Below are 20,109 nucleotides of genomic sequence, written 5' to 3' on the forward strand. Positions count from 1 at the left end.
ATTCTGTGCAGATGATTTATTACTGAGCTAGAGAATCAATACGTACTTGTTGTTTGGACCCGGCGGAGCGGTTGGAAGCCTCCATCAACTTCGTTAAGTCCACAGCCAGCTGAATATTTTCAGTGGCTTTTGTTCCGTTTTGAATATGCGCTACCCATTGATCAAAAGCAGACGGTTTCTCTTTCGGACCGTTTTCGTAAGCAGTCCAGCCAGCGTCAGCATTTTTTCTCGTACGCACTAGAACTCTTCCGTCATGATCAGAGTACAGCACACTGCCTTCAGTGCCATGAACTTCAATCACAAATGGCGAATGAGCGTTCACAAAACCAGCCTCTACGATGCCCAGAGCGCCATTCACATACTGAAGCGTAGCTACGGCATTATCTTCAACTTCTCTGCCCGTCACATAGCCATAAGAAGCGCTTACAGATTCAGGAAGACCTAAGAATAGACGAGTTAGATACATCGGATGGCAGCCAAGGTCGATTAACGCGCCGCCGCCGCATTGTTCAGCATTGTAGAAATGCTCAGGAAGCCAGCCTTTCGGATTCACATCTGTAGAAATACCGCCATTGTGGGATAGACGAGTACGCACTAGCGTAATCTGGCCCAGCAATTCCTTCTCAATAATCTCTTGTACCGCTAATGTATACGTTGGATTCAAACGCGGCAATGAAACAGTCAAAGTTACACCGGCTTCATTTACCGCGTCCAAAATTTCATTCACTTCATGTAAAGTTGGAGCAATAACTTTCTCCGTAAAAATATGTTTACCCGCCTTGGCAGCGGCAACCATCACATCACGGTGCATGTTTGTCGGTGTGTCTACAACGACGCCGTCAATATCCTTATTTGCCAGTAACTCAGCAAGATCCGTATAAAAGGCAACACCACGCTGCGACGCTTCTGCTTGTCCGCGCTCAGGAATTTCATCCCACACCGCTACAATCTCGGTATCTTTGTGCTCAGTAACCTGTTTTGCATAGTCTCTTGCATGCACGTGCCAAAAACTTAACATTGCTACTTTAATCATGTTAACCTCCAAATAAGTGACTTGGCTTCATTTTAACATGCCTAAGCAGCTTGATAAATTTCGAATTAGCGACAGACAAGGGTGCAAAATAACGACATCAACGACATCACTTTATTTACTTACAGGCACCGCATTGTAGTACTCTTCCATCGTCATCTTTTTGGCAACCATATCCTTAGCCGTATCAACACCTACATATCGAATGTGCCATGGCTCGTATTGGTATCCGGTAATTTTCTCTTTCCCCTTAGGATAGCGGATCACAAATCCGTAGTCCTGGACATGCTTCTCCAGCCAATTCGCTTCTTTGGTCCCACCAAAGCAGTCTTCCGCGGCACATTTTCCATCACTGCCGGATACATCGATAGCAAGTCCAGTTTCATGCTCACTGGTTCCCGGCACGGCGCTGTACATCTTCGCTTTCTCCTCGCCATCCTTCTGAACGTAACGTTGGAATAGCGACTTCTGCGTGGCATATGATCGATAAGCCGAGACACCGGCTATGTTAATACCATCCTTTTTCGCGCCTGCAACCAGCTTTTCAATCGCTTCCGATGCGACGCTGCGCATTTTGCGTTTTTCAGTCTTCTCCGCGAATGTAAAAGGGATATCCGGATAGACCAAATCCGTCGGCTCATAACTTGAAGGAAGTGAAAATTGTTTATTCACAAGGACCGTTACACTTTCCGGTTTGGCGATGACTTGAAGACCATCGCCTTTGGAAGGCGTACTGGATGCCTTCGGAGAAGCCGAAGGACTCTGAACCGGCTTAGAACTTGTTTGCGGCGAAGTTGTCGCCGTTGTCACAGGCGATGTTGTGGGAGTCGCCGTATTTGGTGTAGCCGTTGTTGTCGCGCTGGTAGTTGGGCTCGTGCTTGGTACAGCTTCCTCTTTGCCGCATCCCGTTAGGATGGATAACACCACTAATAGGGCGAGCGAGTATGTCGTCATTTTGTTCATGCTCAGGTGAATGCCTCCTCGAAATTGAAAAACTTACACATGAAATAGACTTCTCATCTCCAGTAAAAGTTGCATGAAATCGAATCTCAACGTAAAAAGACTGCCATCTAGGTTTTGCGCCTAAATCGCAGCCTTCTCATATTTTATGCCTAACGGTTGTTGGTTACAAGTTTCATCAGTTTCTCATCGTTTGCTTAAGCTTGACTTGCGGCAATTGCCTGCTCTAGATCATAGATGATATCTTCAATAGCTTCCGTTCCAACGGATAAACGAATAAGTCCAGCGGTCACGCCTGCGGAAATCTGCTCCTGTTCACTCAATTGGGAGTGTGTTGTGCTGGCCGGATGAATAATGAGTGATTTGGAATCTCCTACATTGGCCAAATGTGAGAAGAGTTCAACGGAATGAATCAACTTCTTACCCGCTTCAACGCCGCCTTTGATCTCAAAGCTCAAAATAGCCCCTTGACCTTTAGGCAGATACTTCTGAGCAAGCGGATAGGAAGGATGGCTTTCCAGCCCGGAATAGCTTACCCATTGGACCGCATCATGAGACTCCAAATATTGAGCCACTTTAAGTGCATTCGAGCTATGGCGTTCCAAACGCAAATGTAGGGTCTCCAGTCCTTGCAGAAGCAAGAACGAGCTGTTTGGTGACAGTGAGGCACCCAAGTCGCGAAGCAGTTGAACTCTTGCTTTAATAATATAGGCAATTGGCCCTACCGCATCTGTGTAGACAACACCATTATAGCTTGGATCTGGCTTCGTCAGGCCCGGGAATTTACCGCTAGCTACCCAATCGAACTTGCCGCTGTCAACAATAACGCCGCCAATCGTCGTTCCGTGGCCGCCAATAAATTTAGTTGCCGAGTGAACGACAATGTCAGCACCGTGCTCGATTGGTCTTAGGAGGTAAGGACTTGGGAATGTATTATCGACAATCAATGGAATGCCATTCTCATGCGCAATAGCCGCCACAGCTTCAATATCAAGGATATCACCTTTGGGATTGCCGATTGACTCAGCGTAAACCGCTTTTGTTTTATCCGTAATAGCGCTGCGGAAATTTTCCGGATTGCTTGGGTCAACGAACTTAACGTTAATTCCCAGCTTAGCTAATGTATTTGAGAATAAATTATAAGTTCCGCCATACAAGGAAGATGCAGATACGATTTCATCGCCGGCTTCAGCGATATTCAAAATTGCGAACGTAATAGCAGCCTGCCCGGACGCTACGGCAAGAGCCGCTGGTGCACCTTCCAGTGCAGCAATCCGCTTTTCAAAAACATCGGTCGTCGGATTCATAATTCGCGTATAAATATTACCAAACTCTTTGAGCGCAAATAAATTAGCGGCGTGGTCCGTATCGTTAAAAACGTAAGACGTTGTTTGATAAATCGGAACAGCTCTTGAATTGGTTGCAGGATCGATTTCTTGACCTGCATGAATGGCTAGTGTTTCCGGTAAGTACTGGCGTTTTGAATCTGACATTGCACATGCCTCCTTGGATGGTGGATGGATTCGCGGTTAATAACTCGATAATTCCTACTGGAATACTATGTATTCATTCTAATGGAAATATCTAGTCATAGTCAATATACCATACTGGCATTATTTTCTATACTTGTTTCATTGAACGAAAAGGTTTCTGCAAGTTTCCTTCTATGTCTTGTCTGGCGGTAACAGGACGATCCGTCCATCCTCCATTGCTACGCGCACCTTATTCGTCCGTGAAGCTCCAATCGAGTCGAGGAAATTGGCCGGAATTTGCAGTCTGCCCGCTTTGTCAACAACGGCATACTCCACATGGGAATCCTCTTCGGCAGCCAGGATGCCCTGTTCAAGCTCCAGCAATTCCTCTTGATAGGATTTACGCCTTAGAATCTCCGAGGACGTTTTGCCGTCCCGAATGGCAACCACCCGGTCCACCTTCTTGGCCAAAAGCGGATCATGCGTAACAATTACAACGGTTAAGCCAAAACTGCGGTTCAGTTCACGAAATAGATCGAGAATCTGATTCGCCATTTTCGTATCGACAGATCCCGTGGGTTCATCCGCCAACAGGAGCCTTGGCTGATTCGCAAGCGCAATCGCAATAGCGACACGCTGCTGCTCCCCGCCAGATAGCTCATTAAGCTTATTGCTTCTACGATGGCTTAAGCCTACAGCTTCCAGCAAATCTAAAGCACGGTGACGCTTGCGCCGCCCTTGGAGAAGGATGGGCAGCTCCACATTTTCCAAAGCTGTCAAATACGGAATCAGGTTTCTCGCATTATTTTGCCAGACGAAGCCAACGGTTTCCCTTTTATACTTGACCAGATCAGCTTCCTTAAACTTCAACAAATCCTTCCCATCCACATGGAGATTACCTGCTGAGGGCCGATCAAGCCCTCCCAGCATATTCAACAACGTCGATTTCCCGCTGCCGCTGTTTCCGATAATCGCCATCAGTTCCCCTTCCTCGACGTGGAGGTCAAGCCCTTGCAAAGCGACGACTTCAAGATCGGCTGCTTTATAAATTTTAACTAAATTTTCACAGTGAATCATGCTTAATCCTCCCCAAGCTTAATGGCTTGATGAATCTTAACTCTGGAGAGCATCCCGCCAAGCAGCAGCAGTCCAATCCCTATCATCACTAAGACAATGACGTATAAATGCAGCTGATCGTTGGGATCGAAACTCACTTGAAAAGGCGGTACTTGCGTCGATGAGTCGAACGTTAATTGGAACAAGGGAACAAATAAACGGCTGGCTGTATTCCCTGTAATCATCCCAATCAGGACGGCTGCGCCGGAGGTTAACAGCTGCTCGGCAATCAGCATCCCAATCAATTGCGCATAAGAAATTCCCATCGCACGAAGTACGCCGAATTGTAGAATTCGACCGGATAAGGAGAGCACCCAGTATAAAAGGAATCCCATGAAGCTGATGCCGATTGCAATCAAGAAGCCAAGCGTCATAACGCCGTTCACGGCCAGTTGAAAGGGATCATTTTTGGAACGGACTAACATCTGTTTCGTATCAACCAAGCTTGTAATCTTGATATTCTTAAGCTCTAGCGCTTCATACAAAGCTTGACTGGTCATTTCAGGTTTCAGCTTAAGCCATACCTCATACGGCTCCACAGCCAAATTATTTTGGAAGTAGGAGAGATGTCCCACGACGAGCTTAGGCGCATCCACCTTCGTCTTTTTCGTCGTGCCTGACGTGCTCCCGCTACTCGACGGAGCCGTCAGTATCGGATTAGGATTCCAGCTTGGCCAGTAGTCGATAATCCCATAGACGATAGCTGAGGTTCCTCTTACATCCCCCCAGCCAATATTCACCGTATCGCCAACTTTAGCTCCTGTTTCTTCGGCAATGGACCTGGAAATAAGCACAGCCTTGGAATCCCCAGCGAGCAAATTCAGATAATCGTAGAAGTGATGGTCCAGCAATTGATCGCGAAGCCAGGCCGTTTGGCCGAATTCATCCGTGTCGATGCCCATCAAAGTTGTCCTCTTCGTTTCTTTGCCGATTGAGAGGTAAGCATCTTTCTTCTGAAAAACACGTGCAGCAGATTCTACACCCGTCAGTTGGGTAAATGGAAGAAACGGCGGCTCTGTATATTGCACTCTTTTTTTCACGGCAACTTCATTAGCAGGAGAACTCGCATCACCCGAGGGGCCTGAAGGGCCAGACTGTGGCGGTGGGGCGTCGTTATCCCATGGCGTTTGCAAAACAATATCGCTCCCATTCGTATAGCGGATCTTCTCTTCAATGTTTTTGTTCATCGTCCGGGCTGCGCTTGCACTAAACAAACCGGTGGCCAATGTCATCACGATAAAAAGCATGATAAATTGGTACTGGGTAGTAGACCTGCCTACCTGAAGGAGCGTCGAATACAGATAAGGCGGCCACCATTTGCGCCCCACCGTATAGATCAGTTGAATCACCCACGGATAGATCCGCAGGAGGAACAAACCCATTGCAAATATGAATAAAGCCGGTACAACAAACAGGAGGGGATCGACCTTCATGTCCATGGAATCCAACCCAAGGGCTACTAGATCCGACATCCGTCGATTAAAACTCTGCAATAAATAAATGGATACCGCTAATAAAATAATATCGAGAAAGATTTTATGAACAAAAGAAAGCTTATTCTTCCTCGCAAGCGATTGCTTATGGCCGACAATCGTCGTACGCGTCGCCATAACGGCCGGAATGAGCGTCATGCAAACCGATGCCACCACAGCGACCAAAGCATATTGGTAAGCTTCCTGATTCAGCTTCACTTCCATAGCAGAGCGCTGTACGAACTCCAGAAACCCATTGGAGGCACCTAAAATTTTGGTCAATTGCATGCCGATGGCTGGTCCTATCAGAAGAGCAATTCCCCCCAGCAAGGCTCCCTCCAGCACATAACCTAATAAAATCTGTGTACGGCTTGCTCCTCTACTGCGCAGAACGGCAATTTCTGTTTTTTGCCTCTCGGTAATCAAATTAGCTACCATGAATAAATAAAAGGCTAACAAAATGCTGACGGGCACGTTCAGCGACCATAACATCATTCTTAGTTTCTTCTCTTTCTCACCGTACACTTTCAAAGTAGGAAGCGAAGGATTCTCCGCTTTATAAGAATTGAACCGACTGCTTAAGTAGCCTTCCATTTGTGCATGTGCAGCGGTATAAGCTCCCAACCCCTCCAACTTTAATTGATGATAATCGAGTACGAAATTCCAAAAGCTATACAGGCTAGTAAACGCTTTGTTATTCGTAATTTCTTTCTCAAATAATCCAAAAGGAATGAAAAATCTTGAACGCAAGTCATACGTATTATTCGTCCAATAAGGATCGGCATAATCGCTGCGATCAATGACCGCTACGGGTTTAATACGAATACTTTGTTTCAAATCCTCGTCTTGGATGGTTAATTCATTGCCAAGTACAATCTTCATCTCCGTCAGCAGTTCAGGAAACACCCATGCCTCATATACGCCGTTCACAGGCTCTGCGGAAGGCATGACACCGTCCACAAGACGAATATGCTGATCTAACGACGACATCGCTGTCAGCTCGCCCAGACGCTTCACACTTGGGTCGACTTTACTCGGATCACTCGGTTTAAAATTGAAATTCATCGTGCTGCGCGTGGTCGTTGAAAGCAGGATAGGCACGCCAAATGCCTTACTTTTTTCGGTCAAAAAAGCATCCGTTTCCGCGAGAAGACGATCTTCGTCCGGCTCCTTCTCAGATCTCACAAAGTACGCGTAGTCATACACTTGCCCCGGATATTGCGTGGTGTCTGTTTGCAGAACTTCCAAGTCTTTAATCAGCATGCGCTGTAAAATGGCGTGCGTATAAATAGGCATCGAGCTTGCAAGAGCTACGGAAATAATGAGCCCAACTAATAAACTAAGCTCGAGCCAGCGATTTTTAACCATTTTACGGAGAATCATCAGAATTAAAGCCATTGCAATCCTCCTAAGTTGATCTAGTTCTCCAAAATGACATTTTGACCTTCCTTAAGTCCCGTACGGATTTCAACTTCCGTTGGGGTGACAAGGCCTTTTTCGACATCAACTTCTTTTCGGCTCTCTCCATTCAGCACTTGCACATAATCTCTCCCCAAATAAGTCCGAAGGCCTTTTCTCGGGATTATGATGACATTTTCCCGGTGCTCAACGACAATTGTCATATCGCCGGATGCGCCAATCTCTGCGCCCTCTGTTCCAACAGGAACCCCAATAATAATCGTTTTGGCGTTTCTTTCAGCTTGTGCTTTGTTATCGGTTGGCGGCGAGCTTGAAGGTGTTCGCAGCACTTTGCCTTGTACCGTATTCCCCGACTTGGCGAGCTTGACTTCTACGTTCATGCCAACTTCTATTCCCATAAGTGTTCCAACGTCTGTAGCTTCATAAGAAAGCTCCAAATGCTCAGGATCGGACAGAACCACGAGCGTATTGAAGGCATCCACTACACTTCCTTGCTGAGCATCCGTTACAAAAGTAACAACGCCACCGGTCTCTGCCACTAACCTTGTCTTATTCAGCTGATCTTGCAAGGAATTCAATTGCAGCTGTGCAGCTTCAATATCAATATCCTTTAAACGCAGCGCAAGCGTTTGGTCAGGATCAGCTTGCCTGGACTGCACACTAGCGATCTGGGCTTTCTCCAAATTCAGTTTTTGAAGGGCAATCCGAGTTAGCAGATCACCCTGTTCCAGTTCAGCCAGCACATCCCCCGGCTTGACCACATCGCCTAATTTGACGCGCAAACCAGCTAAGTGATGGTCAGACTCTTTAAAATAGTAATTGCTTGTTTGGCTAGACTTGAACGTCCCCATAAAAACCGCTTTTTTCGTTATGTTGCCTTTCTTCACTTCATAAAGCTCAAAGTTTTCTTTCACCGGTTTGACTAATGGCGGCTTCAGCGCCTCCTCTTCTTTGGGCAATAGGGAACAACCAGCCAGGAATAGCACAACACCCGATATAAGAACGATCTTAGACGCAAATGGATTAACCTTCATCGACAATGGTACCATCCTCCAATGCATACACTTCATCTACAATTTCCATAATCGCGAGATCATGCGTGGTCAAAATAATGGTCATTCCTTCTTGCACCAAATCTTTGAATAATTTAAGCACTTGGAGTCCCATTCTGCTGTCCAGCTCCGCTGTAGGCTCATCGGCCAAAATCAACTTGGGCTTGTGAGCGATGGCTCTGGCAATCGCTACCCGCTGCTGCTCGCCGCCAGAAAGTTCATAAGGACGATGCTTCATTCTCATTTTCAAACCGACGAAATCCAGTGCTTCTTCAGCTAATTGTTTATAATGCTTGGGTGGAATACCCGAAATGCGCAAACCAAATTCAACATTCTCGTACGCGGACATATACGGAACTAAAGCAAAAGATTGAAAAATAAGACCGATCTGCTTCCGTCTGACTTCATTGCGCTTGGCCTCCGATAGGCTGCTGATCTCCATGCCCTCTAAATAAACGGCGCCTTCCGAGGGATGATCGAGTGCCCCGAGAATATTGAGCAGCGTTGTCTTGCCTGAACCTGATCTTCCGCGCAAGGCCACAAGCCTGCCTTTGGGAATACTGAGATGAGCTCTCCGCAATGCGTGGACCGCTCCAGATCCTTTTCCAAACACTCGCGTAACACCGATAGCTTGCACCATTGGCACCTGATCTGCCTGCATAGTCAAAGTTAGCACCTCTTTTTCATTCCTAAATCTTGGATCTGCTTCTAAATGTAAACCTTTACATAATAAAAAACTAGTCATCCTTTTCATGCTGCAGTTGATAGTTATTTTATTATAAATCTATTTTTTGCCAAAAAGATAGACAGAAAAAAGGAGCTATCTCATCAGGTCATTCCAGCCCCAATGAGATAGCTCCTTTTTCCACTTCTACTATTCTTATTCACCGTACTAAAGCACTTTGGACAAAAATGACTTCGTCCGCTCTTGTTGCGGGTTTTCAAAAATTTGCTTCGGATTGCCTTCTTCTACAATAACGCCTTGCTCCATAAACATAACGCGGTCGCCGACCTCGCGGGCGAAGCCCATTTCATGGGTCACGACAACCATCGTCATCCCTTCCTTCGCCAGCTGCTTCATAACGGCCAGCACCTCTCCGACCATTTCGGGATCCAGCGCGGATGTCGGCTCATCGAACAGCATAATCTTCGGCTCCATCGCAAGTGCGCGAGCAATCGCGACACGCTGCGCTTGACCTCCGGAAAGCGAATCTGGATAAGCATCGGCTTTATCAGCGAGTCCCACTTTCGTTAGAAGTTCCAACGCTTTTTTACGTGCTTTATCCTCCGACCATTTACGTACTTGAATCGGCGCCAGCATGATATTATCAATAACTTTCATATGCGGGAAAAGGTGAAAACGTTGGAACACCATGCCGAGCTCCATGCGGATCTCATTGATTTTATTCGTCGGGTCCATGATGTTTTTCCCTTCAACCTTGATGGAACCGCCATTAGGCTGCTCCAAAAGGTTCAGACAACGCAGAAACGTCGACTTCCCCGATCCCGAAGGACCAATCACAACCAAAACCTCTTGGTGCTGAATATCTGCGGAAATATCCCGCAAAACAACGTTATTGCCGAAAGCTTTTTTAAGATTTCTAACTTCAATCATAGCGGTCATATCTCTACACTCTCCTTTCCACATAGCTAAGCAGCTTGCTTAGAGAATAAGTGAGGATGAAATAAATCAATGCTGCCGTCAAATACGGCTCCCACACAGCGAAATATTGGCTGCGCATCGCATTAGACCAATACATCAATTCGGGTGCAGCAATAATTGCAAACAGGGAGGAATCCTTGATCAACACGATAAACTCATTCCCAAATGGAGGAATCATCCGCTTGATCGCTTGCGGTAAAATGACCTTTTTCATCGTTTGATAATGTGTCATACCTAGCGAATGCGCGGCCTCCGTTTGGCCTTTATCGATGGACTGAATACCTGCTCTGAAAATTTCGGCCATGTATCCTGCAGAGTTCAAAGATAAGGCAACAATAGAAGCAATGATAGCATTGGTTGTACCTAGAAATAAGGGAACGACCCCGAAATGTACTAGCAAAATTTGCACCAACAGCGGTGTGCCGCGGAAAAAGTTCACGTAAATGCTAGTTGGCCATCTTAAGTAGCCGCGGTGAGACATTTTGCCTAATCCAACTGCCAACCCCAGCACGGAGCCGAAACAAATGGACAAAATGGATATCCCAATGGTCCATAGTGTACCTTTTAATAAAAGCGGTAGATATTCAATAATAATATCAAAACGAAACTCCATTCCACACTTCCTTTCTTACCTTATTATGCTGATAACAGAACAACAGCATGCGTAAGGTTGAAGTCACGCATGCTGCTTCTCTTCTTATTTTTGTTCAAGCAATTTTTTCGTGTCTGGTTCTTGACCGAACCATTTTTTGTACACTTTTGCATAAGCCCCGTTTTCAATCACTTTTTTGATTGCCGGGTCAAGTTTCGCTTTCAGCTCGCTGCCTTTTGGAAGCAGGATACCGTAGTATTCGGACTCAAAGTTCTTAGGATCGGGAATCGCGACTAATTTTTTGTTCGGGTTATTTTTCACATATTCACGAACGATGGCGATATCCGCAACAACTGCGTCTACCCCGTTATTTTCAAGTTCCATCAGTGCAAGCGTGTTGTTATCAAGACGTTTCAAGGATGGATTTTTATCACCCATGATTTTGCTCATAAGTGTATCAGCTGTTGTGGAGATTTGAACAGCAACCTTCTTGTCTTTCAGGTCAGTCGCGCTTTTGATCGGGCTGCCTTCTTTGACCAGAATCATGTTGGTGGATTCGAAATACGGGATGGAGTAGTCATAAGACTGTTTGCGCTCATCCGTAATCGAAACGCTGGAAATACCACCTTGATACTCTTTACCTTGTTTAACACTTGTAAGCATGGTATCCCAACCAGTATTCGTTAGTTCATAGGAAAGTCCTGCTTCTTTCATAACTTCTGCAAGAAAATCGACGTCAAAACCGGTCATCTTGTCCTTGTCCATATATTCCATTGGCGCATAAGCAGCATCTGTCGCAAACTTATACTTTGTGCCGCCGGCGCTGCTATCTTTAGCCCCACAACCCGTTAATCCGATGACTAGTGCTGCTGTTAAAACAAGAAATGATATTTTTTTCATTAAAATTCCCCCCGTGCTATGTATGGAACGAATCATATTTTAACATCTGGTCAATAAAATGACAACGCCTGTGTTTAGAAAAATACTCAGGAAATTGCAGGTAATCGCCTTTCCGTTTCATTTTTGGTTTTTTGCACAATGTAAACGGACAGCCTTTGTTCTTTTTACCGACAAAAAATAGAAAAACGCCCGGATCTGCTGATCCGAAGCGTTCTATTTACATCATTCTCAAAATGGCTTCCCTTCCCGTCATGCCAGCAAAAATGCCCAGATCTTCAGCCGTGTACGTCACCGATTCAAGCGGTGCTTCCAGAAGCTCCTCAATCGTGCGAACGCCAGTAGCTCTTGCCGCGACAATGTTGCGTTCGCTCAAACGCTCGTTGAGCAGTGCAACGTCTAACGCACCGCACATAATGTATCCTTTATCTGTCGTTACTACCAGCAGCGTCGTCTTGGGCAATTTAACCTCTATCGCAATTGCAGTATGTCCCTCAAGGAGAATAGGTTCAACGCGCATCATGCTCTGCACAGCTCCTCTTTGCAGTCTTACGGTAGTATATGCGCGTGCGGCTAGTACGGTGTGATGTTAGTTGGAAAAAGAATTTTTGAGTGGTATGCCGAGCTTACGGACCGAGCGGCCCTTATTTGGAGAAAATAGGCCATTTTCAATTTCTAACGGACTCCACAGCTGCTATTCTCGTGATTAGCATGAAATTTGGCTGTCTTTTGATCAATTAACGGCTCTGTGGTCCGTTAGAATTGCGAGGAGGGCCATTTATCGAAAATAACGGCTCTGTGGTCCGTTAGCTCTCCACGAGCCGCGCACTGTCGCATGTTAGCGCTCCCCACCCAACGCTCGCGAAATCTGGGCGCACGTTGCCTCGCCAGCGCATGACTGCCGCCCCTCGATCCCTCTGGCTAATAAGCGATATCCACCAACCGCCCCTCAGAGGCGGATACCAAATCTTCCCCCCGCAGAAATATCTGCAACCCCCGGCGGCCGCCGCTGATGCTAACCAACTCCATCGACTCCACCGTCGCATGCAGGTAAAAGGGATACTTCTTCTTCATCCCCAGTGGAGATACTCCGCCCCGTATGTAGCCTGTAAGTGATTGGATGTCTTTGACAGCCACCATTTCAATTTTTTTATTCCCGCTTTCGGAAGCGAGACTCTTCAAGTTCAGTTCCTGGTCGCCGGGAATGCAGGCTGCGAGGACACCTGTCTTGTCCCCTTTTAAGATAAGCGTTTTGTACAGCTGACTAGGTTTAAGCCCCACTTTAGCGGCAACGGTAGTGGCATCCAACTGATCCTCATCCCACTCATATTCATGTAGCGAATAAGCAATCTGGAGAGAATCGAGGATTCGGCAGGCATTCGTTTTGTTTGACATAGGTTCCTCCTCTTTTTGTATACAAAAGTTGTACGAATGAAAAACCAATCTATATTTGGATATCATAACATGATATAGTTAGGACATGAGCAATTTCTAGGCTGCAAGGAGGCCATATGAGTCAAGGTAAACAGAACCACACAGGTCACTTATTCACTGTAGAAATTTTAATTGAAGAGGCTACAAATGGTCTTGCGATGGAAAAGCTCCTACATCTTCTTAACGCACAGACGGTCAAAGATTATCAAATCCTCAAGGGCATCGAGCTCGGTAAGCTAATTGAATTGAATACAACGAAAAAAGAGAGCACGCCTCCTTCATATACTGGCAAAAAGGCAGTAACTTCTCCCCCGCCTGCAACTCCCGCGCCAACGATGACGTCGACAGCGCCAAGCGGAGCGGCCGATCACATTATCACACAGCTAGAAGGCTTCAAAGCTAACAACACATTGATTCGGCTAACCGTTATCAAAGGTCAGGGCATTAAGCTCAATCTTCCCTGCCGGATTTTGAATTATGACAGCAGCAATCAAAATGTTGCCGTGTATCATGTGGATGAGAAGAAAGTTTACTCATTTAAACTGAATGAAATCGACGATTACGTCGCTTTCTAAACAAAGAGGATGTTCCCTGACCGACAAGGGACATCCTCTTTTTCTTAACCCGAAGCCGCGGCATGCACACCATGGCTTAGCATGTTTTCCAGCTGGGCGGCGTTCACCGGCGGGCTGAACCAATAGCCCTGTACTTCGTTGCAGCGGTTTTGATGCAAGAAGTGCAGCTGCTCTTCCGTTTCTACACCTTCCGCAATGACTTTCAGGTTCAGATGGCGCGTCATTGCGATAATCGTAGTAACGATTGCCGCGTCATTGGGATCCACCATTATGTCGCGTACAAAGGATCGATCTATTTTCAACTTATCAATCGGAAACTTTTTCAAATAATATAAGGAGCTGTAGCCGGTCCCGAAATCATCAATGCTCACGTGAACACCCAGCTCCTTGAGCTCGAGCAGAGATTGAATCGCGTGATCGACGTCCATGGTCATGCTTTCCGTAATTTCAAGCTCCAAATACTGCGGATCAAGCCCCGTTTGCTCCAGCACATGAGAGATCTTGCCTTTCAGATTATGCTGGAAAAACTGCCGCATGGATAGATTCACGGAAATCGGCATCGGGGAAAAGCCTTGATTTTGCCAGGCTTTATTTTGCTTGCATGCCGCACGCAGCACCCATTCTCCGATTGGCACAATCAAACCGGATTCTTCTGCAAAGGAAATGAAATAGTTCGGCGAGATCAACCCTTTCTCCGGGTGATTCCAGCGAATCAACGCCTCTACACCGACAATGCGCCCTGTCTCAATATCAACCTGTGGTTGATAGAATAAAACAAACTCCTCCAAGGCGATCGCTCTGCGGAGTTCATTCTCCAACTTGAGGCGATTGATGGATACGGATTTCATATCCGCGTTGAAAATTTGGAAATCATTGCGCCCTTTCTCTTTCGCTCTGGCGAGTGCGATATCGGCATACTTCATCAGTGTATCCGCATCTTCCTCATCTGCCGTAGAGATGGCAACACCAATACTTGCTGTAACATGCAGTTCATATTGTTCAAGAACAAATGGTTTCTCCAGAACGCGATTAATCTCTGCGATAACGGCAATGACATCATTGGAATCGGCGACATTCGTGTAGAAAAAAGCAAACTCATCGCCTTCAGTCCGTGCCAAATAATCATTTTCAGTAATGCATCTCGTGAAGCGCTCAGCAAGCTGCAGAAGCATCATGTTGCCATAATCGTAGCCGAAGCTATCGTTGACTAACTTGAACCTATCGATATCCAGATAAAAGACGGCGACTTGCTGCCCCGCTATTCTGGTCAGGCTCAACCGCTCATTCAGGTGGTCTCTAAACATACGCCTATTCGGCAGCCCCGTCATGTCATCATAATAGGCCATATACCGGACTTGTTCATCGCTGCGCTTACGTTCCGTTATATCCTGACAAATGAGGATAAAGCCCTTATCATTCGTGCTCAGTTGAACGGGAACGGCTGTTGCATGCAAGTCAACCCGATAGCCGCTTTTGTGAGACACGGAAGTTTCAAAGGTAAGCGGCTCTCCATCCGTTGCCAGTTGAAGTTGATTGATCGTCAACTCATACTGCTCTTGCGTCACAAAATGGCTGAAACGTTTCTCCAGCAATTCCGATGCCGAATATCCGAGGATCGTTTCTGCCGCTGCATTAATCCGGATGAATGTCCCTTCTTGGTCAAAAATGCCAATCGCATTCGGATTATGCTCAAATAAGGAATCCAGCACATGCTGATAGGAGTGATGCTGCAGAGTTGATATTGATGAGTGCTGGTTGTCCCTTTCTTTTCTCAACAGCTGAATAAACAGCGGCAGGGCAGCTAGAACGCATATCCATACAGCATACGGCTTTACGTAAAGGCTTACGAATATGGCGACAATCAAATATCCGCCAATATATAGCCGGTTTTTCACAAATTTGCCTCCTCTTACGAATTCACTCTAGGTAATAGGAAGCGTCGCACGGACTACCGTTCCTTCTCCCGCTTAATCTTCATAACGAATTTGCCGCAATGAAAGAAACAAGCCCGCACTTCACTTGTCTCCTTGTGTGATTCATCCGACACCTATGGGAAAATCAATATGTATTTTAAATCCATTTGCGTTAACTATTACTTTCTACATAAGTCGAGCTTTTCCTGCAAATAGGGCACAAAATAAAGAAAAAAGAGTCGGAATTTCCTGACTCTTTCCAATTTTATTATTTTAGAGCGGCAATCGCTAATAGAATCCATCCTACTAAGAAACTCAAGCCGCCAAGCGGAGTAATCGGTCCAAAAAATTTAATTCCTGTCAAACTAAGCGCATAAAGGCTGCCCGAGAATAAGATGATTCCGATAAAAATCGCCCATCCGGAAGCATTCACCATCGAAGTGTTCCCAAGCTTATCTGACAAAATGGCAATGGCGATTAACGCAACCGCATGAATCATGTGATAATGCACACCCGTTTGAAAAACTTCTAGTTTGTCTGGCGTTAATTTTTGTTTCAAGATATGTGCCCCGAAAGCCCCTAATGCAACAGAAAGAAACGCGTTCAAGCTGCCGATCAGCACAAAAAGTTTCATCATGGTTTCCAAACTTCCCTTCATCAAAGCTTAAATTTATTCTACTTCACCGATATCATGCTGTCCAACGATTAGTCGTACTGGCTCCAGGTAAACCTTAGTGACTGTCGGATGTGTAATTAAATCGATCTCAATATCTACAATTTTGTTGCGGGCTATTTTGCCTTCTCTTTTGTCATAAACGACCTCGAATTGCTTGAGTCCCAGTTCATAAATCAGAACGGAAGAACCGATGGAAAGTGCGTTGGATTCGAACTCCCCGTGCTCAAACAATACCTCGGATAATATTTCTTCATTCATATCCACAATCGTAACATACTGGCAAAATTGGTACTTCATCAAAAACTGCCCCCTTTAAATTAGTAAAATTTACTTACCAATTCGCCGGAAAATGTCGAAATTCCTGCATCATTCAGTATGACCAAGAATGTTCACAGAAAACCCGTAAAATAGATGACAACTGGAATGGTAAACATACTAAACAAGGTGGAGGTAAACACCGCCTGTGAAGAAAACTCCGGTTCATTCTCGTACTCAATCGCCAAGAGCACACTGCTAAGGGAGGTTGGCACGGCACAGGAAAGAACTAGCGCTTGTGCGGTCAGTCCATTAATCCCAAGCATCCACACGACCAAAAATCCGAGCAACGGCCCCGCAATCAGCCTTAATATATTCGAAACAGCCACATTCGAGAAGTGAAATTCCCACTTCATCCCGCCAAGCTGTACGCCAAGTGTCAAGAGTGCTGTTGCCATGAAGGCATTTGAAATATACGTCAGCGGCAGATGAATGGATGATGGGACGGGCAAATGGAAATAACGCAGCAGCAGAGCAATCGGAATGGCATAAATAACAGGTAAAGACAAAATCGTCTTCATCGTTGCCTTCCAAGTTGATTTATGGGCATTTAACGTGTAAATTCCATATGTATTAGGGATCAAATTTTGCATGATCATGATGATAATTTGTATAGAAAGGGTATAGGCATTCCCTCCAAATACGGTTTGATTAAGCGGTAGCGCATAGTTCGCACTATTATAGAAAATAACGCTGTTTCGCATGGCGATCCGCATGCCCCGCTTCATTTTCCTAATGCGTATATAGATCTCAATCACCGCAAACAAAAGGCTGAAAAACAAAGCGAAAAACAAAAGGACTTGCAGAATAACATTCAGGTTCATTTCAGACTCATACAGTTTTACGAAAACGATGGCGGGAGAAAACACATAGAAATTAAGCTTGGATAATGTTTTAATATCAAGATGAAAAGCACGATACATGACTGCGCCAATCGCGATCATGATCGAAATCGGCACAATATTATTAATTAGAATATAAATAAAATAACTCATTTCTGTTCCTCACTTAAATGAAGTTCCGTTGCTGTAGTACGCATCCTTGCTGTAGGTCGTAAAAGCAACTTCAACCTCAGGCAAGCCAAGCCCAAGGACATGGGTCGTAACTGCCGCAGCGACGGCATCCCTGATCTTGTCCCCTCTTTCAAACCAGGCGACTTCAACAAACGGATAGGCTGGAACAATTTTACCGCCGAAAACAGCCGGATGCTGGACACACTCTAGCGTAAAATTATCGCTGTCACACTCGCAGATCGACGCAAGCTGCTCAACTAATCTCTCACTCATTCCACAAACTTGTTCGATTGTTACTCCTCTGAACGTTAATCTAGGCATGCTCTAAACTCCAATCCCTTATCGCCTTAGGGCTTCTCATTTCGTTGATGCGTTTACACTGTTAATGATACGTTTCAACTGTACATTGAAATTATGAATTTCTTCCAGGGACAACCCACTGGATTCAAGCAGCGTCTGTGGGATGCAAAATGCTTTTTCATAAAGCGCAAGTCCCGTTTCTGTAATGACAATGTTCACAACACGCTCATCTTCAACAGACCTTTTCCGCTCTACCAACTTCTGAGTTTCCATCCGTTTGAGCATCGGCGTCAACGTGCCTGAATCTAGATCCAGCTTCTCGCTGAGCTCCTTGACGGTGCTCTCTTTTTGATCCCATAGAACGAGCAGCACCAAATACTGCGGATAGGTAATTCCCAAGTCTTCCAGAAAGGGACGATACATCCGTGTGATAGCTCTCGAACTGGCGTATAAACTAAAGCAGAGCTGATTATCAAGTTTTAATAATTCTTCATTGGTGCTCATACCATCGACTTCCTTTCTCATTCATATTGCGAACAATCGATTTGCTTCAAATGTATATAAAAATAACCCTACTGTCAATGCGAATAGTCAGATAAGTTCATAAATGTTGCTAAATTCTTGATTCGATGGAGGTTAAAAAGGAATTGTATCCGCGCCTCATTCATGCTAAGCTTGTTTCAAAATTATACCAATAAAGGGGAATATGACCTATGGATTGGTTCTCTGCTCATAGGGAGAGTATAGATGAGGTATTCGGAGAAGCGGAACATCTTATTCGCGCATTTCCTGAACCGCTGAATCATCACGGACTAGCCTACTTCGCTAAATTTGACATGCGACAGCAAGAGAGCACGAAAAATTATATCTGCTACTTGCTCCCCTATTGGATGCAGGAAAGCACCCATTTGCCAAACGATTCGGTCAAAAGGTTGAGCTTAGCTAACGTTTTCGTCATGCTCTATTACTTTGTTGTAGATGACATTATGGATTCTACCAAAGAGGCGCATAAGGACAAGCTCCCGCTCGCGAACTTATTTCAATTGCAATTTCAAATGATGTATCGCGCATTGTTCCCGCCGCAATCTCCTTTCTGGCATTATTACGAGACTTACGTGCTTGAATGGGCCGACGCAGTGGCAGGCGAGCCGGGTGGTGATTACTTTCACACGGACAAAAGGAAGGTTGCCTGGAAAGCTAGTCCTGTCAAAAACGCCAGCACTGGAGCTTTACTCCTCGCCGGTCAAGCTGAGCTCATCCCCGCTGTGACGGGAGCTGTTGAACAAGTGCTCGTGACGCTGCAAATGCTTGATGACTGGGCGGATTGGGAGGAAGATTTGGACGAGGGTTCCTATAATTGTTTGCTTGCTTTTTTGCGTGGAAACGTTGGAGGGTCGGAAGGTGGTTCACCAACCCCGGATTGGGTCAAACAGCAGATATATGTTCGCGATGGACTTGAGGGATATAGTGAGATCGCCGCGAAGCATCATGAGGGGCTGCTAGCGTTAGAGACACCCCTGAAAGAGCTTTGCCAATTTCATCTTCATCTAGTAGTTCGTTTGCGTGTAACAGCAAAAGAGATCAATGAAAAGCGCAACCAACTTCTTTCTGGCGGTTTATCCTATTTTTTGTCGAATTCTAGTAATTTTTGATAGAATATTTTGAATATTCATGCTATAATTTTTTTATTGGGAATATTAACCAATGGCTCAGGCAAGATTGCTGTGCCTAACGGACTGAAATGCCCTTATTCATGATTTTTGAGCATGAAATAGGATTAAACGGACCTGAGCGACGCTATTCCTCTCAAAATAGCCCAAAACAAAGGAAATAACAGTGAATAACGCCTCCTCAGTCCGATAACTTCCCTTTCATCGCCAATAATCAGAAATAGTGGCTTCCATGTCCGTTACAATTAAAGGGGAGTGACTAATTATGTCATCACATGAACAATTAAAAGCGAAAATCATTCAAAAAGCGTGGGAAGATGAAGCATTCAAAAACCAACTTCTTGCCAATCCAAAAGCAGCGCTAAAAGAATCCTTTGGTATTACGCTCCCCGGTGATTTTACAGTGAAAGCGGTAGAAGAAACTTCGACGGACTTTGTGCTTGTTATTCCGGCGAATCCGGCTAAGGTGTTGGTGCCGGCAGGTGCTGATAATCCCAACTGGTAAAAATAAGTACGAAGGAGCTGCAGATTTGATGTGCA

The 20,109-nt window shown here is 45.5% G+C and carries 21 protein-coding genes; 3 read left to right on the top strand and 18 right to left on the bottom strand.

The genetic code is table 11. The features are described 5' to 3' along the window. Positions 1 to 19: 19 nt before the first annotated feature. The 12 genes from RQP52_RS29825 to ybaK form a co-directional block, all read right to left on the bottom strand. On the bottom strand, positions 20 to 1,033 hold the full coding sequence (locus RQP52_RS29825) for a Gfo/Idh/MocA family protein (protein ID WP_315955202.1): 1,014 nt from the start codon (positions 1,031 to 1,033) through the stop codon (positions 20 to 22). A 111-nt stretch (positions 1,034 to 1,144) separates the two neighbouring features. Beyond that, on the bottom strand, positions 1,145 to 1,993 hold the full coding sequence (locus tag RQP52_RS29830; protein WP_315955203.1) for a M15 family metallopeptidase: 849 nt from the start codon (positions 1,991 to 1,993) through the stop codon (positions 1,145 to 1,147). A gap of 194 nt (positions 1,994 to 2,187) precedes the next feature. Then, positions 2,188 to 3,483: a homocysteine synthase gene (locus tag RQP52_RS29835; protein WP_315955204.1), complete on the bottom strand. Its 1,296-nt coding sequence runs from the start codon at positions 3,481 to 3,483 to the stop codon at positions 2,188 to 2,190. 171 nt (positions 3,484 to 3,654) lie between these two features. Continuing rightward, positions 3,655 to 4,539, bottom strand: a complete 885-nt coding sequence (locus RQP52_RS29840; RefSeq protein WP_315955205.1) for an ABC transporter ATP-binding protein — start codon at positions 4,537 to 4,539, stop codon at positions 3,655 to 3,657. 2 nt (positions 4,540 to 4,541) lie between these two features. Next, positions 4,542 to 7,448 (bottom strand): ABC transporter permease, encoded by a 2,907-nt coding sequence (locus tag RQP52_RS29845; RefSeq protein WP_315955206.1) that lies wholly within the window; start codon positions 7,446 to 7,448, stop codon positions 4,542 to 4,544. A 20-nt stretch (positions 7,449 to 7,468) separates the two neighbouring features. Further along, a complete protein-coding gene (locus tag RQP52_RS29850) occupies positions 7,469 to 8,503 on the bottom strand; it encodes an efflux RND transporter periplasmic adaptor subunit (protein WP_315955317.1) in 1,035 nt (344 codons plus the stop codon). Beyond that, positions 8,493 to 9,182 carry an ABC transporter ATP-binding protein gene (locus tag RQP52_RS29855; RefSeq protein ID WP_315955318.1) on the bottom strand — a complete coding sequence of 230 codons (690 nt, stop codon included), beginning with the start codon at positions 9,180 to 9,182 and terminating at the stop codon, positions 8,493 to 8,495. The genes RQP52_RS29850 and RQP52_RS29855 overlap by 11 nt, the downstream gene beginning before the upstream one ends. Positions 9,183 to 9,413: 231 nt before the next feature. Beyond that, on the bottom strand, positions 9,414 to 10,136 hold the full coding sequence (locus tag RQP52_RS29860) for an amino acid ABC transporter ATP-binding protein (RefSeq protein ID WP_315955319.1): 723 nt from the start codon (positions 10,134 to 10,136) through the stop codon (positions 9,414 to 9,416). 13 nt (positions 10,137 to 10,149) lie between these two features. Then, positions 10,150 to 10,797, bottom strand: coding sequence for an amino acid ABC transporter permease (locus RQP52_RS29865; protein WP_127456760.1), 648 nt, complete (start codon positions 10,795 to 10,797; stop codon positions 10,150 to 10,152). 84 nt (positions 10,798 to 10,881) lie between these two features. Next, entirely contained in the window at positions 10,882 to 11,676 is a 795-nt protein-coding gene (locus RQP52_RS29870; RefSeq protein ID WP_315955207.1) for a basic amino acid ABC transporter substrate-binding protein, read from the bottom strand. A 217-nt stretch (positions 11,677 to 11,893) separates the two neighbouring features. Beyond that, entirely contained in the window at positions 11,894 to 12,196 is a 303-nt protein-coding gene (locus tag RQP52_RS29875) for a YunC family protein (protein ID WP_315955208.1), read from the bottom strand. A 398-nt stretch (positions 12,197 to 12,594) separates the two neighbouring features. Beyond that, complete coding sequence (gene ybaK / locus RQP52_RS29880; RefSeq protein WP_315955209.1) at positions 12,595 to 13,068, bottom strand: Cys-tRNA(Pro) deacylase; 474 nt, start codon at positions 13,066 to 13,068, stop codon at positions 12,595 to 12,597. A 116-nt stretch (positions 13,069 to 13,184) separates the two neighbouring features. On the opposite strand from ybaK, the gene RQP52_RS29885 reads away from it, so the two are divergent. Continuing rightward, positions 13,185 to 13,682, top strand: coding sequence for a hypothetical protein (locus RQP52_RS29885; RefSeq protein WP_315955210.1), 498 nt, complete (start codon positions 13,185 to 13,187; stop codon positions 13,680 to 13,682). Between the two features lie 44 nt (positions 13,683 to 13,726). On the opposite strand, the gene RQP52_RS29890 is transcribed toward RQP52_RS29885, so the two are convergent. The 6 genes from RQP52_RS29890 to RQP52_RS29915 form a co-directional block, all read right to left on the bottom strand. Next, complete coding sequence (locus RQP52_RS29890) at positions 13,727 to 15,577, bottom strand: putative bifunctional diguanylate cyclase/phosphodiesterase (protein WP_315955211.1); 1,851 nt, start codon at positions 15,575 to 15,577, stop codon at positions 13,727 to 13,729. A 286-nt stretch (positions 15,578 to 15,863) separates the two neighbouring features. Next, on the bottom strand, positions 15,864 to 16,229 hold the full coding sequence (locus tag RQP52_RS29895; RefSeq protein ID WP_164819722.1) for a DUF423 domain-containing protein: 366 nt from the start codon (positions 16,227 to 16,229) through the stop codon (positions 15,864 to 15,866). Between the two features lie 36 nt (positions 16,230 to 16,265). Further along, on the bottom strand, positions 16,266 to 16,568 hold the full coding sequence (locus tag RQP52_RS29900; protein WP_315955212.1) for a hypothetical protein: 303 nt from the start codon (positions 16,566 to 16,568) through the stop codon (positions 16,266 to 16,268). A gap of 92 nt (positions 16,569 to 16,660) precedes the next feature. Then, the gene (locus RQP52_RS29905; protein ID WP_315955213.1) at positions 16,661 to 17,581 is read right to left on the bottom strand and encodes an AEC family transporter; all 921 of its coding nucleotides are present in this window, start codon (positions 17,579 to 17,581) and stop codon (positions 16,661 to 16,663) included. Between the two features lie 9 nt (positions 17,582 to 17,590). Continuing rightward, positions 17,591 to 17,920: a DUF1904 family protein gene (locus tag RQP52_RS29910; RefSeq protein WP_315955214.1), complete on the bottom strand. Its 330-nt coding sequence runs from the start codon at positions 17,918 to 17,920 to the stop codon at positions 17,591 to 17,593. Positions 17,921 to 17,956: 36 nt separating this feature from the next. Beyond that, complete coding sequence (locus RQP52_RS29915) at positions 17,957 to 18,403, bottom strand: MarR family winged helix-turn-helix transcriptional regulator (protein WP_315955215.1); 447 nt, start codon at positions 18,401 to 18,403, stop codon at positions 17,957 to 17,959. Positions 18,404 to 18,612: 209 nt separating this feature from the next. Between RQP52_RS29915 and RQP52_RS29920 the strand changes: the two genes are divergently transcribed. Beyond that, positions 18,613 to 19,551, top strand: a complete 939-nt coding sequence (locus tag RQP52_RS29920) for a hypothetical protein (RefSeq protein ID WP_315955216.1) — start codon at positions 18,613 to 18,615, stop codon at positions 19,549 to 19,551. Positions 19,552 to 19,834: 283 nt separating this feature from the next. Then, positions 19,835 to 20,074: an NHLP leader peptide family RiPP precursor gene (locus RQP52_RS29925; protein WP_315955217.1), complete on the top strand. Its 240-nt coding sequence runs from the start codon at positions 19,835 to 19,837 to the stop codon at positions 20,072 to 20,074. Positions 20,075 to 20,109 lie beyond the last annotated feature (35 nt).

The sequence above is a fragment of the Paenibacillus violae genome (assembly GCF_032461945.1).
Taxonomy (GTDB): Bacteria; Bacillota; Bacilli; order Paenibacillales; family NBRC-103111; genus Paenibacillus_E; species Paenibacillus_E violae.

Excerpts from the sequence above, each read along its gene's own strand:
- RQP52_RS29825 (WP_315955202.1), bottom strand. The coding sequence starts at position 1,033 with ATGATTAAAGTAGCAATGTTAAGTTTTTGGCACGTGCATGCAAGAGAC.
- RQP52_RS29830 (WP_315955203.1), bottom strand. The coding sequence starts at position 1,993 with ATGAACAAAATGACGACATACTCGCTCGCCCTATTAGTGGTGTTATCC.
- RQP52_RS29835 (WP_315955204.1), bottom strand. The coding sequence starts at position 3,483 with ATGTCAGATTCAAAACGCCAGTACTTACCGGAAACACTAGCCATTCAT.
- RQP52_RS29840 (WP_315955205.1), bottom strand. The coding sequence starts at position 4,539 with ATGATTCACTGTGAAAATTTAGTTAAAATTTATAAAGCAGCCGATCTT.
- RQP52_RS29845 (WP_315955206.1), bottom strand. The coding sequence starts at position 7,448 with ATGGCTTTAATTCTGATGATTCTCCGTAAAATGGTTAAAAATCGCTGG.
- RQP52_RS29850 (WP_315955317.1), bottom strand. The coding sequence starts at position 8,503 with ATGAAGGTTAATCCATTTGCGTCTAAGATCGTTCTTATATCGGGTGTT.
- RQP52_RS29855 (WP_315955318.1), bottom strand. The coding sequence starts at position 9,182 with ATGCAGGCAGATCAGGTGCCAATGGTGCAAGCTATCGGTGTTACGCGA.
- RQP52_RS29860 (WP_315955319.1), bottom strand. The coding sequence starts at position 10,136 with ATGATTGAAGTTAGAAATCTTAAAAAAGCTTTCGGCAATAACGTTGTT.
- RQP52_RS29865 (WP_127456760.1), bottom strand. The coding sequence starts at position 10,797 with ATGGAGTTTCGTTTTGATATTATTATTGAATATCTACCGCTTTTATTA.
- RQP52_RS29870 (WP_315955207.1), bottom strand. The coding sequence starts at position 11,676 with ATGAAAAAAATATCATTTCTTGTTTTAACAGCAGCACTAGTCATCGGA.
- RQP52_RS29875 (WP_315955208.1), bottom strand. The coding sequence starts at position 12,196 with ATGATGCGCGTTGAACCTATTCTCCTTGAGGGACATACTGCAATTGCG.
- ybaK (WP_315955209.1), bottom strand. The coding sequence starts at position 13,068 with ATGTCAAACAAAACGAATGCCTGCCGAATCCTCGATTCTCTCCAGATT.
- RQP52_RS29885 (WP_315955210.1), top strand. The coding sequence starts at position 13,185 with ATGAGTCAAGGTAAACAGAACCACACAGGTCACTTATTCACTGTAGAA.
- RQP52_RS29895 (WP_164819722.1), bottom strand. The coding sequence starts at position 16,229 with ATGAAACTTTTTGTGCTGATCGGCAGCTTGAACGCGTTTCTTTCTGTT.
- RQP52_RS29900 (WP_315955212.1), bottom strand. The coding sequence starts at position 16,568 with ATGAAGTACCAATTTTGCCAGTATGTTACGATTGTGGATATGAATGAA.
- RQP52_RS29905 (WP_315955213.1), bottom strand. The coding sequence starts at position 17,581 with ATGAGTTATTTTATTTATATTCTAATTAATAATATTGTGCCGATTTCG.
- RQP52_RS29910 (WP_315955214.1), bottom strand. The coding sequence starts at position 17,920 with ATGCCTAGATTAACGTTCAGAGGAGTAACAATCGAACAAGTTTGTGGA.
- RQP52_RS29915 (WP_315955215.1), bottom strand. The coding sequence starts at position 18,403 with ATGAGCACCAATGAAGAATTATTAAAACTTGATAATCAGCTCTGCTTT.
- RQP52_RS29920 (WP_315955216.1), top strand. The coding sequence starts at position 18,613 with ATGGATTGGTTCTCTGCTCATAGGGAGAGTATAGATGAGGTATTCGGA.
- RQP52_RS29925 (WP_315955217.1), top strand. The coding sequence starts at position 19,835 with ATGTCATCACATGAACAATTAAAAGCGAAAATCATTCAAAAAGCGTGG.